This is a genomic window from Pseudomonas sp. S3_C06, assembly GCF_054667675.1.
This window is the reverse complement of the sequence record NZ_CP162747.1, coordinates 1317844-1332433: the sequence shown is the minus strand read 5'-3', so window position 1 is coordinate 1332433 and position 14590 is coordinate 1317844. Positions and strand designations below refer to the sequence as shown.

The following is a 14590-nucleotide window of genomic DNA, read 5'->3' as shown; positions in this document are numbered from 1 at the left end:
CGCGGGGGAGTGGACGCAATGATGGCAATTAAGTAGCATCGCCGTTTTTTTTGCCCCTTCTCCCCCAAGGATGATCATGTCTGTGGCTTTGCTGTCGCGCCGTATACCCGTTGTTATCAGTGCAGTTCTGTCGGGCCTGCTGCTGTCGGGGTGCACCCAGTTGGGAACCTATCAGGATTCGGTCGCACCTGATGCCGCCAAGCTGCGCTTTGTCGCCAGCACCGATAACGCGTCGGTGGATTATTACGATGCAGAGCATTGCGATGGCCAGACCACCGGCTTGCTCAACAACCTGTTCATCGTCGACAGCGCGCGCCGGGTCGGCATGAGCGTGGCGCCCCCGGAAAAGGCCAAGAGCTACCTGGAAATCAAGCTGCCGCCCGACAAGGAAATGTACCTGAAGGTCAACACCCAGACCGGTTATGCCGTGTGCGGGTCGGGTTTCAGCTTCAAACCTCAGCGCGATACAGAATATGAGCTGACCTTCGACCTCAAGGGCCGCCAGTGTTCGACGCTGATGCAGCGCGTGCAGCGCATCGATGGCAAGGACGTACGCACGCCGCTCCCGATGAAACGCGAGGGGCTGGCGGCCTGTGCCGGGCGCAACCCGATCTTTCCCAAGCCGCCAGTGCTGCTGCCGGATACGCCGGAGCGGACGGTCATGATCGACCGCATCGTCAATGGCAGCCTCTTCGTGGTGTTGAAGTCCGACGCGAAGACGCGCGCCGCGACGACGTTTACGCCGGAAAAACTCGATTCGCTGGTCAGCGAGCGCAAGGCGAAAATGGGCTTTGAACTGCCAGACGATTACTGGACGCTGTACCGTCAGAATCTAGACGCGTTCAACATTGAGGGTTCCGCGATTTCCAGCGAGGCGATCACCCGGTCCAGCGACGAGTATCGCAAACGTCTGCGCAGCATCGACGACAAGCGCTTGAAAGAATGGTCCGCCGTCGATGGTACTTCCGGCAAGCGTGGCAATGCGGTGCAGGCCGACATGGAAACCAGCATGATCACGTACTACTTCCAGTCGTCCAAGGAGGTCATGGGCGAAACCGTCATACGCCATCTCGACCGTATGGCCAAAATGGATGCGCAGTACAATGTCTGCTCGCGTTACGCTGAGTGCTGGAAGCGCTGAACGGCGCAATCCTGATGTGAAAAAGCCCACTGCGCCGATACGGCCAGTGGGCTTTTTTGTGCGTGTTGCAATTAAAAGTGAGCGCTCGCCCGGACGCTGGATCGCGCAGGCACGGAGGCCTCGATGTCCAGCAAATGGGTGGCGAGAATGTCGCTCAGAAAACGGAACTGATCGTTGAGGCCGACCACTTCATTGCTGAAATGATTGCTCGCGGCGGGCATCAGCAGATCTTCGAAATCTTCGTTGAACACCAGTGCCTGTGCCTTGTGCGACACGGCGTGCTGGTCGTAATAGTTGCTGCCGAACACCGGGAAACTCACGGAGAGTGTGACGTGGGTGTGAATCATGCTGTGAACTCCTCGTTGTGTTTCGGATGGGCTAATCGTGCCTTTCATGAGCGGTGGGCGGAAGGCAATCGTGGCGATGGTGAATATCGATGGCAGTGATGGTTGGGGTTTTTGGGGTGTTGCTGATGGCGCCTTCGCGAGCAGGCTCGCTCCCACGTTGACACGCATTCCCCTGTGGGAGCGAGCCTGCTCGCGAAGGCGCCAGGCCAGCCAAAACCGGACAAGCGGCCCTGCGCACACACCTATACTCAAATCTGCTTCCGCCCTTTTAAAGGAAACCTCAACCGTGAACCCGCGTGCGCTGCTCGTCGCCGCACTGTTGTTGCTGGCCGGCTGCGCCACCTCGGCGCGGGCGCCGGTGTCGGCGCCGCAGGCCGTGTTTGTCTCGCCGGCCACCTGGCAGCAGATCGACCGGGAAATCGTCAGCGCTTCGCAGCAGTCCACCGAGCAAGTCAAAGTCTTCGCCCGTGGTTCGATGGAACATTGGCGCACTCGGGTCTATCAGCAAACTGAAGAAAATTTCATCCCGTGGTTCAGCAGCTACTGGACCCAGGAATGGCTGTCGATGAAGGTCAGCTGGTACACAATCAATGCCGGTGGCGAGCAGGACGCGTCGGCCAAGCGCCTGGCGGCGTATCTGCTTGAGCAATATCAGGAAAGGGTGCTGGCGCCGGTGGCGGTGGAGATCGATCCGGATGCGATCCTCGGCCAGGCCACGGCGTTCTATGCGCAGCTGATGGGACAGCAGATGCCGCTCATCGCAAAACGTCATGGTGTGCCCGTTGGTCAGCTCAACGGACGCTTGCAGAAAGTCCCCGCCATTGCGCTGGGCCCGCCGCCGGCGCGCAATGCTTCGCTGTATCAGGTCATCAGTACCGAGCCGCTGAACACGCTGCCGGCCTATGCCGCGCTGATCGACAAGATTCACACCGAAGGTGGCGCCAAGGGCATTGCCTCGACGGATGCCGGCATGGCGCCGGTGGCCAAACGCGCCAGCCAACGGATGGAAGCGGAAATGGCCCCGCGCGGGGCTGCCAGTGCGGTCGCTGCCGCCGCCGGAAAACTGGCTGGCGGACTGATTTCGGTCGGTGTGGCGGGTATACGCGCGATCATCCAGGCCAATGACCGGCCCGACAGTGAGGCACTGATCCGCAGCAGCCTGGGCAGCACCTTCGACAAGGCGTGGTTGAAGCTGGTGCAGAACCCGACCACCGGCGTCATGGCCGGCACGCTGCACATCGCCGGGCAGGTCGAGCGCAATCTGGGTGGGGACGATGAACCGTCGGTCGGGTTGGGTGTGAATCGTGTCGAATGGCGGCCACCGCAATCGACCAATCAGCAGATCGAACCCAACGTGCAAGGAGAGTGATCATGGCTTACATCGATATTTTCGTAGCGCCGGTGCCAACCGCCAATCGTGAGCAGTACAAAAAGCACGCCGAAATTGCCGCCGTACTGTTCAAGGAGTACGGCGCCCTGAGCGTTGCTGAATGCTGGGGAGATGACGTGCCGGACGGCAAGCTCACCTCGTTCCCGATGGCGGTGAAGCTCAAGGAAGGCGAAACCGTCGCCTCGGGCTGGCTGATCTGGCCGGACAAAGCCACCCGTGATGCCGGCATGGCAAAAATGATGGAGGACCCGCGCATGCAGCCCGATGTGAACCCGATGCCGTTCGATGGCCAGCGGATGATCTACGGCGGCTTCCAATACCTCATCGAGCCCTGAGGCCACCGCAAATCCGGGTATGGGCAAAAAAATCATGGTTCGCCACGAAACCCTGTGGGAGCGAGCCTGCTCGCGAAAGCGGTGTATCAATAAACTTTTTGTCGCCTGACACACTGCCTTCGCGAGCAGGCTCGCTCCCACAGGGTGAGTGAAAAATGCCTGTGTTTACTCGGCAGAGGGGGTGATGCGGCAGCTTTTGCGGTTGCGAATCTGCTCGTCCGTCGGGCGTTCGCGGACAAACTCGAAACGCGGCTCACCCTCGCTGTAATGCACCAGCCAGCCCCATTCCAGTTCGGTTTCGTCCTGTCCGGGTTGCGGCGGTCGGGCCCACCACGGTTCTTTGCTGAGGACCTCGCGCATGGCGGCCTCCGGTTGATGGCAATCCTTGAACTATAGCTTCCTGTCACGAGTCGTCAGATCAGGCTGTGTAGAATCCGGCGGATCACTATGAACAGGGGAGCAGGGCCATGACCGATGAAGCGAAGCGGCTGTTTTTCGCCCTCGATTGCCCGCCGGCGCAACGCAAGGCGATCGCTCAATGGCGCGGGGATCTGGGGTTGCGAACCGGTAAACCGGTGCCGGCGGACAACTTTCATCTGACGTTGCTGTTTCTCGGCGCGGTGCCATTGGCGCAGATCAACGAAGTCTGCGAGGCGGCCGGGCAAGTGCGTACGCCAGGAGAGGCGTTGAAGATTTCGCTGGATCGTTTGCAGGTCTGGCATCGCGCCGGGGTGTTGTCGCTGGCGCCGGAGCAGGCCCCGCAGGCGTTGCTGCGCTTGGTCTATGCGCTGGAGCAAGCGATGTTGCCGTTTGGCTTTGAAGAGACCCCCCGCGAGTTTCGCCCGCACCTGACGTTGGCTAGAGACTACCGTGCGCCGGAGCCGGAATCCGCAACGCCGCCGGAGTTTTTCCTGCGTGCCGAACGCTTCGCCCTGTTCGAATCACACAAGGGCCGCTATCGGATCCTGCAGGATTGGCCGCTGATCTGAAGGCACAAAAAAAGGCGCCCGAAGGCGCCTGAGAATTCACCTGAGCCGAGGGAGCCAGGTGAGGCCGTTCATAGCAGGGTGCAACGGTGGTAAGGCGCTGCGTGAACGGGAAATTTTTACACTGATCGTTCCCACGCTCTGCGTGGGAACGCCTCTTGTGACGCTCCGCGTCACGCTTTGGGACGCAGAGCGTCCCGGACTGCGTTCCCACGCGGAGCGTGGGAACGATCATCGGCTCACTTACCGAGCTTCACCCGGGTCCAGCCACGGGTCATGATTCGCTGGGTGGCAATCGGCTGATCCGGCACCGCGTACAACGTCGCCATCACCGCTTGCGACGGATACGAACCCGGGTCGTTGCGGATCGCTTCATCCACCAATGGCGTAGCCGCCGCGTTGGCGTTGCTATAGCCGTTGCTGTTGGTGATCTCGGCGATGATGTCCGGACGCATCAGGAAGTCCATGAACAGGTAAGCGTTCTCGACGTTGGCGGCATCGCGCGGGATCGCGACCATGTCGTAAAAGCTGCCGGCGCCTTCCTTGGGAATGCTGTAGTCGATCACCACGTTGTTGCCCGATTCCACGGCGCGGGCCTTGGCCTGCAGCACGTCACCGGAGTATCCGACCGCCACGCAGATGTTGCCGTTGGCCAGATCGGAGATGTATTTCGAAGAGTGGAAATACGCCACGTTCGGGCGAATCTTCATGAACAGCGCCTCGGCTTCCTTGATGTGTGCGGTGTCCTTGTCGTTCACCGGGTAGCCCAGGTAGTGCAGGGCGGCCGGGATCATTTCGGTCGGCGAGTCGAGGAAACTGATGCCGCAGGCTTTCAGCTTTTCAGCGTTTTCCGGTTTGAACAACAAGTCCCAGGAATTGGTCGGGGCGTTGGCGCCGAGCACTTCCTTGACCTTGGCCGGGTTGAAACCGATGCCGATCGAGCCCCACATGTACGGGAACGCGTGGGCGTTGTCCGGGTCACTGGCGGCGGCATTTTTCAGCAGCACCGGGTTGAGATTCTTCCAGTTCGGCAGTTTGGATTTGTCCAGCGTCTGATAGACGCCGGCCTTGATCTGCTTGGCCAGGAAACTGTTCGACGGCACGACCAGGTCGTAACCGGATTTGCCCGCCAGCAAACGTGCCTCAAGGGTTTCGTTGCTGTCGAAGACGTCGTAGGTCACGCGGATGCCGGTCTCGTCTTCGAACTTCTTGACGGTATCCGGCGCGATGTAATCGGACCAGTTGTAAACACGCAGCACCTTGTCGTTGGCCTGGGCGCCCATGACCATTGCGCCCATTAAGGACAGTGTCAGCAGAGTCCTGCCAAACATTTTCATCGGTACAACTCCATTCTTTTTATTCAAAAAACACAAAGCCAAAACTCGGTTAACAGCGCCTGCATGTGTAGGAGCTGTCGAGTGAAACGAGGCTGCGATCTTTTGATCTTTCACATCAAGATCAAAAGATCGCAGCGTGCCGCAGCTCCTACAGATCAAGCGGTGGCGGCTTGTTGCGGTTGCTGCCACGACTCGTTCGCCGTCTGATCCATCGCTTCCTGAATCGCTTTTTTGCGGTTGGCTTCTGCCTTGCGGCCGAAGTACCAGACCAGGAAGGTCACCAGCGAAACCGCCAGCAGAATCAGGCTGGCTACGGCATTGATCTCAGGCTTCACACCCAGACGCACGGCCGAGAACACTTCCATCGGCAACGTGGTCGAACCCGGGCCGGAGACGAAGCTGGCCAACACCAGGTCATCCAGCGACAAGGCGAACGACATCATCCCGCCCGCGGCCAGCGACGGCGCAATCATGGGAATGGTGATCAGGAAAAACACCTTGAACGGCTTCGCACCGAGATCCATCGCTGCTTCTTCGATCGACAGGTCCAGTTCGCGCAGGCGGGCGGAGACTACCACCGCGACATAAGCGGCACAAAACGTGGTGTGGGCGATCCAGATCGTGACGATGCCACGCTCCTGCGGCCAGCCGATCAACTGCGCCATGGCCACAAACAGCAGCAACAGCGACAGACCGGTGATCACCTCAGGCATCACCAACGGCGCAGTGACCAGACCACCAAACAGCGTGCGACCCTTAAAGCGTGTCACTCGCGTCAGCACGAAAGCGGCGAGGGTGCCCAACGCGACCGCAGCAATCGCGGTGTAGCAGGCGATTTCCAGCGAGCGCACCACCGAGCCCATCAGTTGCGTGTTGTCGAGCAAACCGACGTACCACTTCACCGACCAGCCGCCCCACACCGTCACCAGTTTGGATGCGTTGAACGAGTAGATCACCAGAATCAGCATCGGCAGATAAATGAACATCAGACCGAAGATCAGCATGAACTTGGAAAAACCGAAGCGTTTCATCCCCGTGCCTCCATCTCTTTGGCCTGGCTGCGGTTGAACAGCAGAATCGGCACAATCAGGATCAACAGCATCACCACCGCCAGCGCAGACGCCACCGGCCAGTCGCGGTTATTGAAGAACTCTTGCCACAGCACGCGACCGATCATCAGGGTCTCCGGGCCACCCAGCAGTTCCGGAATCACGAACTCACCGACCACCGGAATGAACACCAGCATGCAGCCGGCAATAATCCCGTTCTTGGCCAGCGGTACGGTGATTTTCCAGAAGTTGTTGAAGTTGCTCGAACCCAGATCCTGCGCGGCTTCCAGCAAGCTACCGTCGTGCTTGACGAGGTTGGCGTACAGCGGCAACACCATGAACGGCAGGTAGGCGTAGACCACGCCGATATAGACGGCGGTGTTGGTGTTGAGGATCTCGATCGGGTGATCGGTGAGCCCCGTCCACATCAGAAACCCGTTGAGCAAACCGTTGTTGCTGAGGATGCCCATCCACGCATAAACGCGGATCAGGATCGCGGTCCAGGTCGGCATCATGATCAACAGCAGCAGAACGTTTTGGGTTTCCTTGCCGGTCTTGGTGATCGCGTAGGCCATCGGGAAACCGATCAGCAGACACATCATCGTGCTCAGCGCCGCGACCTTCAGCGAACCGAGGTAGGCCGACAGGTACAGCTCGTCTTCGCCGAGCATGGTGTAGTTGCCGATGTTCAGCAGCAGCTGGAATTTCTGTTCGGCGTAGGTGTAGATCTCCGAGTACGGCGGGATCGACAGCGCGGCTTCCGAGAAGCTGATCTTCATCACCAGAAAGAACGGCAGCATGAAGAACAGGAACAGCCAGATGAACGGAATGCCGATCACCAGTTTTCGCCCGCTGGGCACCAGGCGCAGGAATTGCTGATTGAAGGTTCTCATGAGCGCAGTACCACGCCGCTGTCGTCTTCCCACCAGACGTAGACTTTGTCGTCCCAGGTCGGACGCGCGCCACGGCGTTCGGCGTTGGCCATGAACGACTGGACGATTTTGCCGCCGGGCAATTCGACGTAGAACACCGAGTGACCGCCGAGGTAGGCGATGTCATGCACCTTGCCTTCGGACCAGTTGTAGCGGAACTCGGGTTGGGTGGTGCTGACGAGCATTTTTTCCGGACGGATCGCGTAGGTGACCGACTTGTCCTGCACCGAGGTGCTGACGCCGTGACCGACGTAGATCTTCTGCTGCAAGTCCGGGCTGTGGATGATCGCGTGACCTTCAAGGTCTTCCACCACGGTGCCGTCGAAGGCGTTCACGTTGCCGATGAACTCGCAAACCATGCGGCTGACCGGTGCTTCATAAATGTCGACCGGGCTGCCGATCTGGGCGATCCAGCCGAGGTGCATGATCGCGATGCGCTCGGCCATGGTCATGGCCTCTTCCTGGTCGTGGGTGACCATCACGCAGGTCACGCCGACGCGTTCGATGATCTGCACCAGCTCAAGTTGCATCTGCGAACGCAGCTTTTTGTCCAGCGCACCCATAGGCTCATCGAGTAGCAACAGCTTCGGACGCTTGGCCAGCGAGCGGGCGAGGGCGACGCGCTGACGCTGGCCGCCAGACAACTGGTGCGGACGGCGTTTGGCGTATTGAGTCATGTGCACCAGACGCAGCATTTCATCGACACGGGCGTCGATTTCGCTGGCGGGCAAACGGTCCTGCTTGAGGCCGAAGGCGATGTTCTGCGCGACGGTCATGTGTGGGAACAGCGCGTAGGACTGGAACATCATGTTGATCGGCCGCTCGTACGGCGGCATGTCGGTGATGTCCACGCCGTCGAGCAGAATCCGCCCTTCGGTCGGGCGCTCGAAACCGGCGAGCATGCGCAGCAGGGTCGATTTGCCCGAACCGGAGCCACCGAGCAGGGCGAAGATTTCGCCCTGATGGATCTCCAGGGACACATCGTCCACGGCCACGGTTTCGTCGAACTTCTTGGTGACACGGTCGACTTTCACCAGCACCTTTTTCGGTTGCTGATGACCTTCAAGTGCCTTCCTGTAAGTGCTGGAGGCGTTTGCCATGTGAAACTCCCAACAGGTTTCGTTCGCCGGGCCAATGTGGCCGGGCTTAAGTGGATTGCAAGCCTGCAAGCGCAATCTCAGTCATTACACATCCCCTGTAGGAGTGAGCCTGCTCGCGATGAGGCCATGTCAGTCGACATCTCTGTTGACTGGTCTATTGCTATCGCGAGCAGGCTCACTCCTACAGGGGAATTGCGCATGCCTGACTGACCTTGCACTGCCGAGGGCTTGTTCGGCGCCGCCGTCCTGGCTGCCTGGGTCGTACTTGTTGTTATTACGGGTGTTGCTGTTCACGAATGACGGATGTGCGCAGGCACACCCGACGTCCGTGGGGGCAGTAAATCGTTATGGATTCTTGGGTTGAGTCAGCGTTTGTTGCGCCGCGCCGCCCGTTGCCGGCAAGCCTCGCCGAATGCCTGGAAAATCTTCAGGTAGTTCGGGTTATCGAGCACTTGCCATTCCGGGTGCCATTGCACGCCGAGGGCGAAGGTCGGGCTGTGCTCGACCGAGACCGCCTCGATCAAACCGTCCGGCGCCACCGCTTCGGCACGCAGGCCGGGGGCGAGGCGGTCGATGCCCTGGCTGTGAATCGAGTTGACCTGGAACTCGCCCGGCAACTCCAGTGCTTCGAACACGCCGCCGCTCAATACCGTCACGGCATGGGCCGGTGCGTATTGCACGGCCACATCAGGGCTATCGGCTTCACGGTGATCGAGCATGCCCGGCAGCTCATGCACCTTCTGATGCAGGCTGCCGCCGAACGCCACGTTCATTTCCTGGAAGCCCCGGCAAATGCCAAGCACCGGAACGCCCGCCGCGATGGCTGCACGCAATAAAGGAAGGGTGGTGGCATCCCGCGCCGGATCGTGATCCGTGCCGGGTTCGCTGGCCGGGCCTTGATAGTGGAAAGGTTCCACATTCGAGGGCGAGCCGGTCAGCAGCAGACCGTCGAGTTGACCGAGCAGGTCTTCGATTTCAGTCAGGTTGCCAAGGGAAGGAATGACCACTGGCAGCCCGTTAGCGCCAACGCTGACAGCACGTACGTACTTGTCGCCGCTGATGTGATAGGGGTGCAGGCCAATCTGTTTGACGCACGCTGTAACGCCGATCAATGGCTTGAATGCCATTTTTATTCACCTCGAAGTTTGACACTTGAACGAGCTTTTCCGGAGCTTAGCCTCGTTGATTTTAATTAACAACTGCCATGTAAAAAATTCTAAACGCCGTTCATCATATCTTCATGATTTCCGGGGCTGCGGCGCCTGTATTGGCACGCAAGTGTTAAAAAAAGCCCGAAAAATAAACCCTGAGCGGCCATCTGTTCGCTATTGACTTCACTTTGCCGTTCGGGTTGACTGGCTCGGCGAAACAGCAGTGAACATAATAATTAACAGCTAAATAGGTGCATCATGTCGGTCCCTCTGCGTACCGTTCAACTCAACGAAGCAAACGCATTCCTTAAGAAATATCCTGAGGTTTTGTACGTCGACCTTCTGATTGCGGATATGAACGGTGTGGTGCGCGGCAAGCGCATCGAACGCACCAGTCTTCATAAGGTTTACGAGAAAGGCATCAACCTGCCGGCCTCGCTTTTCGCCCTCGACATCAATGGCTCCACGGTGGAAAGCACCGGCCTGGGTCTGGACATCGGCGACGCTGACCGCATCTGCTATCCGATTCCCGGCACCCTGAGCATCGAGCCGTGGCAGAAGCGCCCAACCGCACAACTTCTAATGACCATGCACGAGATCGAAGGCCAGCCGTTCTTCGCTGACCCGCGTGAAGTGCTGGCTAACGTCGTGCGCAAATTCGACGACCTCGGTCTGACTATTTGCGCGGCATTCGAACTCGAGTTCTATCTGATCGACCAGGACAACGTGAACGGTCGTCCGCAATCGCCACGTTCGCCGGTGTCCGGCAAGCGTCCGGTATCGACTCAGGTGTACCTGATCGACGATCTCGACGAATACGTCGACTGCCTGCAAGACATCCTCGAAGGCGCGAAAGAGCAGGGCATCCCGGCTGACGCGATCGTCAAGGAAAGCGCCCCGGCGCAATTCGAAGTCAACCTGCATCACGTCTCCGACCCGATCAAGGCGTGCGACTACGCCGTCCTGCTCAAGCGTCTGGTGAAGAACATCGCCTACGACCACGAGATGGACACCACCTTCATGGCCAAGCCGTATCCGGGCCAGGCGGGCAACGGTCTGCACGTACACATTTCGATCCTGGACAAAGAAGGCAACAACATCTTCGCCAGCGAGGATCCCGAGCAGAACGCCGCACTGCGTCACGCGATCGGCGGTGTGCTGGAGACCCTGCCTGCGCAAATGGCCTTCCTCTGCCCGAACGTCAACTCGTACCGCCGCTTCGGCGCGCAGTTCTACGTACCGAACTCGCCGAGCTGGGGCATCGACAACCGCACCGTGGCCGTGCGCGTACCGACCGGTTCGCCGGACGCCGTACGTATCGAGCATCGCGTTGCTGGCGCTGACGCCAACCCCTACCTGCTGATGGCTTCGGTGCTGGCCGGTATTCACCACGGTCTGACCAATCAGATCGAGCCAGGCGCCCCGGTGGAAGGCAACAGCTACGAGCAGAACGAACAGAGCCTGCCGAACAACCTGCGCGACGCATTGCGCGAGCTGGACGACAGTGAGGTCATGGCCCGCTATATCGACCCGATGTACATCGACGTGTTTGTCGCGTGTAAAGAGAGCGAGCTGGCCGAGTTCGAGAACTCGATTTCTGACCTTGAGTACAACTGGTATCTGCATACGGTGTGATGGGTTGAGGCCCTCAAAAGCCGAAGAGCCCCTCACCCTAACCCTCTCCCAAAGGGAGAGGGGACTGATTCGGGAATGCTCGGGCAATCCGCCGACCTGAACGATTTTTGCCGAATCCATAATCGACTCGGTCGTTCAGGTCGGTGCAACTCCCGATACAACTCGGTCGGTCCCCTCTACCCCTGGGAGAGGGCTAGGGTGAGGGCAGCCATCTCAAGCCAGACTCAACACCCCGACACCCCCAATTCCCCCTTGTCGAGCCACAACAATGACAACGACCCGCAACGACTGGGAACAACGCTTCCAGTCCCTGACCATCGAAGCCCGCGCATTCATCAACGGTGAATACCGCCCGGCCATCAGTGGCGATACCTTCGAATGCCTGAGCCCCGTTGATGGCCGTTTCCTCGCCTCCGTGGCCAGCACCGATGAAGCCGACGCCAACCTCGCCGTCGAAGTCGCACGCCAGTCTTTTGAATCCGGCATCTGGGCGAAAAAAGCCCCGGCCGAGCGCAAACGCATCCTGATCCGCTTCGCCGATCTGATCCTGCAGAACCAGGAAGAACTGGCGCTGCTCGAAACCCTCGACATGGGTAAACCGATCAGCGATTCGATGAGCATCGACATCCCGGCGACCGCCAACGCGATCCGCTGGAGCGCCGAAGCCATCGACAAGATCTACGACGAAGTCGCCGCCACACCGCACGATCAACTCGGCCTCGTCACCCGCGAACCTTCCGGCGTGGTTGCGGCCATCGTGCCGTGGAACTTCCCGCTGATCATGGCCAGCTGGAAATTCGCCCCGGCGCTGGCAGCGGGCAATTCGTTCATTCTCAAACCTTCGGAAAAATCGCCGCTGACGGCGATCCGCATCGCCCAGCTCGCACTGGATGCCGGCATTCCGAAAGGCGTGTTCAACGTCCTGCCAGGCTTCGGCCACACCGTCGGCAAGGCGTTGGCGTTGCACATGGACGTCGACGTGCTGGCCTTCACCGGCTCCACGGCGATTGCCAAGCAACTGATGATTTATGCAGGCCAAAGCAACATGAAACGCGTCTGGCTCGAAGCAGGGGGCAAGAGCCCGAACGTGGTGTTTGCCGACGCACCGGATTTGCGCGCGGCAGCACAAGCGGCGGCCGGCGCCATTGCCTTCAACCAGGGCGAAGTGTGCACGGCGGGTTCGCGCTTGCTGGTCGAGCGTTCGATCCGCGAGCAGTTCATTCCGCTGTTGGTGGAAGCGCTGCAAGCGTGGAAACCGGGTCACGCACTCGATCCGGCAACCACCGTCGGTGCCGTGGTCGATCAGCGTCAACTCGACAACGTGCTGCGCTACATCAGCATCGGTCGCGAGCAGGGCGCCGAGCTGATTGCTGGCGGTCAACGCACGCTTGAAGAAACCGGTGGCCTCTATGTGCAGCCAGCAATCTTCGACGGCGTGACCAACGCAATGACAATCGCTCAGGAAGAAATCTTCGGCCCGGTGCTGTCGCTGATCACCTTCGACACCGCGGAAGAAGCGCTGCAGATCGCCAACGACAGCATCTTCGGCCTCGCCGCCGGCGTCTGGACCAGCAACCTCAGCAAGGCGCACACCTTCGCCCGAGGCCTGCGTGCCGGCAGCGTCTGGGTCAACCAGTACGACGGCGGCGACATGACCGCACCGTTCGGTGGCTTCAAGCAGTCGGGCAACGGCCGCGATAAATCGCTGCACGCGTTCGACAAGTACACCGAGCTGAAAGCGACCTGGATCAAGCTCTGACTCTATTACAGCGGTGGTCGCGGTTTATGGGCGGCCCTCGGAGAAACGTATGAAACAGCAACACGTAAACAGCTACTACGCCGCCACCCGCAACGAAGTCATCGACTTTCCGGTTCTGGAAGAGTCGGTCGAGTGCGACGTCTGCATCATCGGCGCGGGCTACACCGGCCTGTCCTCGGCGCTGTTCCTCACCGAAGCCGGCTACAAAGTGACGGTGCTGGAAGCGGCGAAAGTCGGCTACGGCGCCAGCGGTCGCAACGGCGGTCAACTGGTCAATTCCTACAGCCGCGATGTCGACGTGATCGAAGAGCGCTATGGCGACAAGACTGCAGAAATTCTCGGCAGCATGATCTTCGAAGGCGCCGACATCATCCGTTCGCGCATCAAGGAATACGACATCCAATGCGACTACCGCCCGGGCGGTATCTTTGCAGCGATGAACAAGAAACAACTCAACGGTCTGGCCGAGCAGAAGCGCGGTTGGGAACGTTACGGCAACCGCAATCTGAAGATGCTCGACGCGGCTGACATTCGTCGCGAAGTCGGCTCCGATGCTTACGTTGGTGGTCTGCTCGACATGCAGGGCGGCCACGTTCACCCACTGAACCTGGCGCTCGGTGAGGCGGCTGCGATCACGCGTTTGGGCGGCAAGATCTACGAGCAATCGGCGGCCGTGGAAATCAAATACGGCGAGCCCAACGTCGTGCGCACTGCCAAAGGCCAGGTCCGCGCCAAGTACTTGCTGATCGCCGGCAACGCCTACCTGCCGCAAGGTCTCGACAACCGCGTGACCGCGAAAAGCATGCCGTGCGGCTCGCAGATCGTCGTCACCGAGCCGTTGACCGAGAAGCAGGCGCGGAGCCTGATCACCAACAACTACTGCGTCGAAGACTGCAACTATCTGTTGGATTACTACCGCCTCACCGCCGACAACCGCTTGCTCTACGGCGGCGGCGTGGTCTACGGCGCGCGGGAACCGGACGACATCGAACAACTGATCCGCCCGAAGATCCTCAAGACCTTCCCGCAGCTCAAAGACGTCAAGATCGACTACCGCTGGACCGGCAACTTCCTGCTGACCATGTCCCGCATGCCGCAATTCGGCCGCATCGAAAAGAACGCCTACTACATGCAAGGCTACAGCGGCCACGGCGTCACCTGCTCGCACCTGGCCGGCAAACTGATCTCGGAAATGATCCGCGGCGACGCCGAACGCTTCGACGCCTTCGCATCCCTGCCGCACATGCCAATGCTCGGCGGCCGCACCTTCTCCGCCCCACTCACCGCCCTCGGCGCCGTCTACTACTCACTGCGCGACCGCTTCGGCATTTAAGTTACCTCCCCGGCGGCGGTCCCCAAGACCCCGCCGGTTTTTTAATGCTGCAGCAACACCACCGATGTCACTGACACCCAGATATCCAACTGTGG

14 protein-coding genes are annotated in these 14590 nt (G+C 59.8%); 7 read left to right on the top strand and 7 right to left on the bottom strand.

The genetic code is table 11. The features are described 5' to 3' along the window. Positions 1-76 precede the first annotated feature (76 nt). Positions 77-1141, top strand: coding sequence for a hypothetical protein (locus AB4N44_RS05675; RefSeq protein WP_150750840.1), 1065 nt, complete (start codon positions 77-79; stop codon positions 1139-1141). Between the two features lie 71 nt (positions 1142-1212). On the opposite strand, the gene AB4N44_RS05670 is transcribed toward AB4N44_RS05675, so the two are convergent. Beyond that, entirely contained in the window at positions 1213-1488 is a 276-nt protein-coding gene (locus AB4N44_RS05670) for a hypothetical protein (RefSeq protein ID WP_160040831.1), read from the bottom strand. Positions 1489-1774: 286 nt separating this feature from the next. Here AB4N44_RS05670 and AB4N44_RS05665 point away from each other — a divergent pair, with 286 nt between their 5' ends. Together AB4N44_RS05665 and AB4N44_RS05660 are read left to right on the top strand one after the other, a co-directional pair. Continuing rightward, positions 1775-2857, top strand: a complete 1083-nt coding sequence (locus AB4N44_RS05665) for a hypothetical protein (RefSeq protein WP_460109799.1) — start codon at positions 1775-1777, stop codon at positions 2855-2857. A 2-nt stretch (positions 2858-2859) separates the two neighbouring features. Further along, on the top strand, positions 2860-3213 hold the full coding sequence (locus tag AB4N44_RS05660; RefSeq protein ID WP_095118352.1) for a DUF1428 domain-containing protein: 354 nt from the start codon (positions 2860-2862) through the stop codon (positions 3211-3213). Between the two features lie 165 nt (positions 3214-3378). Here the strand turns inward: AB4N44_RS05660 and AB4N44_RS05655 are convergent, their stop codons facing one another. Continuing rightward, positions 3379-3573: a hypothetical protein gene (locus AB4N44_RS05655; protein WP_150750843.1), complete on the bottom strand. Its 195-nt coding sequence runs from the start codon at positions 3571-3573 to the stop codon at positions 3379-3381. Positions 3574-3680: 107 nt separating this feature from the next. Here AB4N44_RS05655 and thpR point away from each other — a divergent pair, with 107 nt between their 5' ends. Then, positions 3681-4202, top strand: a complete 522-nt coding sequence (gene thpR / locus AB4N44_RS05650; protein ID WP_316916663.1) for an RNA 2',3'-cyclic phosphodiesterase — start codon at positions 3681-3683, stop codon at positions 4200-4202. 236 nt (positions 4203-4438) lie between these two features. On the opposite strand, the gene AB4N44_RS05645 is transcribed toward thpR, so the two are convergent. The 5 genes from AB4N44_RS05645 to AB4N44_RS05625 form a co-directional block, all read right to left on the bottom strand. Further along, a complete protein-coding gene (locus tag AB4N44_RS05645) occupies positions 4439-5536 on the bottom strand; it encodes a polyamine ABC transporter substrate-binding protein (protein ID WP_034155530.1) in 1098 nt (365 codons plus the stop codon). A 155-nt stretch (positions 5537-5691) separates the two neighbouring features. Continuing rightward, positions 5692-6567: an ABC transporter permease subunit gene (locus AB4N44_RS05640; RefSeq protein ID WP_122598593.1), complete on the bottom strand. Its 876-nt coding sequence runs from the start codon at positions 6565-6567 to the stop codon at positions 5692-5694. After that, positions 6564-7445, bottom strand: coding sequence for an ABC transporter permease subunit (locus tag AB4N44_RS05635; protein ID WP_410479230.1), 882 nt, complete (start codon positions 7443-7445; stop codon positions 6564-6566). Before AB4N44_RS05635 ends, AB4N44_RS05640 begins: the two co-directional genes overlap by 4 nt. Positions 7446-7474: 29 nt before the next feature. Beyond that, a complete protein-coding gene (locus AB4N44_RS05630; protein ID WP_007919249.1) occupies positions 7475-8617 on the bottom strand; it encodes an ABC transporter ATP-binding protein in 1143 nt (380 codons plus the stop codon). Between the two features lie 365 nt (positions 8618-8982). Beyond that, entirely contained in the window at positions 8983-9744 is a 762-nt protein-coding gene (locus AB4N44_RS05625; protein WP_150750846.1) for a gamma-glutamyl-gamma-aminobutyrate hydrolase family protein, read from the bottom strand. A 282-nt stretch (positions 9745-10026) separates the two neighbouring features. Between AB4N44_RS05625 and AB4N44_RS05620 the strand changes: the two genes are divergently transcribed. The 3 genes from AB4N44_RS05620 to AB4N44_RS05610 all read left to right on the top strand — a co-directional run bounded on the left by AB4N44_RS05620 (position 10027) and on the right by AB4N44_RS05610 (position 14495). Then, positions 10027-11403: a glutamine synthetase family protein gene (locus AB4N44_RS05620; RefSeq protein ID WP_064120847.1), complete on the top strand. Its 1377-nt coding sequence runs from the start codon at positions 10027-10029 to the stop codon at positions 11401-11403. A gap of 268 nt (positions 11404-11671) precedes the next feature. After that, positions 11672-13162, top strand: coding sequence for an aldehyde dehydrogenase (locus AB4N44_RS05615; RefSeq protein WP_460109804.1), 1491 nt, complete (start codon positions 11672-11674; stop codon positions 13160-13162). Positions 13163-13211: 49 nt separating this feature from the next. Further along, positions 13212-14495, top strand: a complete 1284-nt coding sequence (locus tag AB4N44_RS05610; protein WP_095124565.1) for an NAD(P)/FAD-dependent oxidoreductase — start codon at positions 13212-13214, stop codon at positions 14493-14495. The last annotated feature ends 95 nt before the right edge of the window (positions 14496-14590 follow it).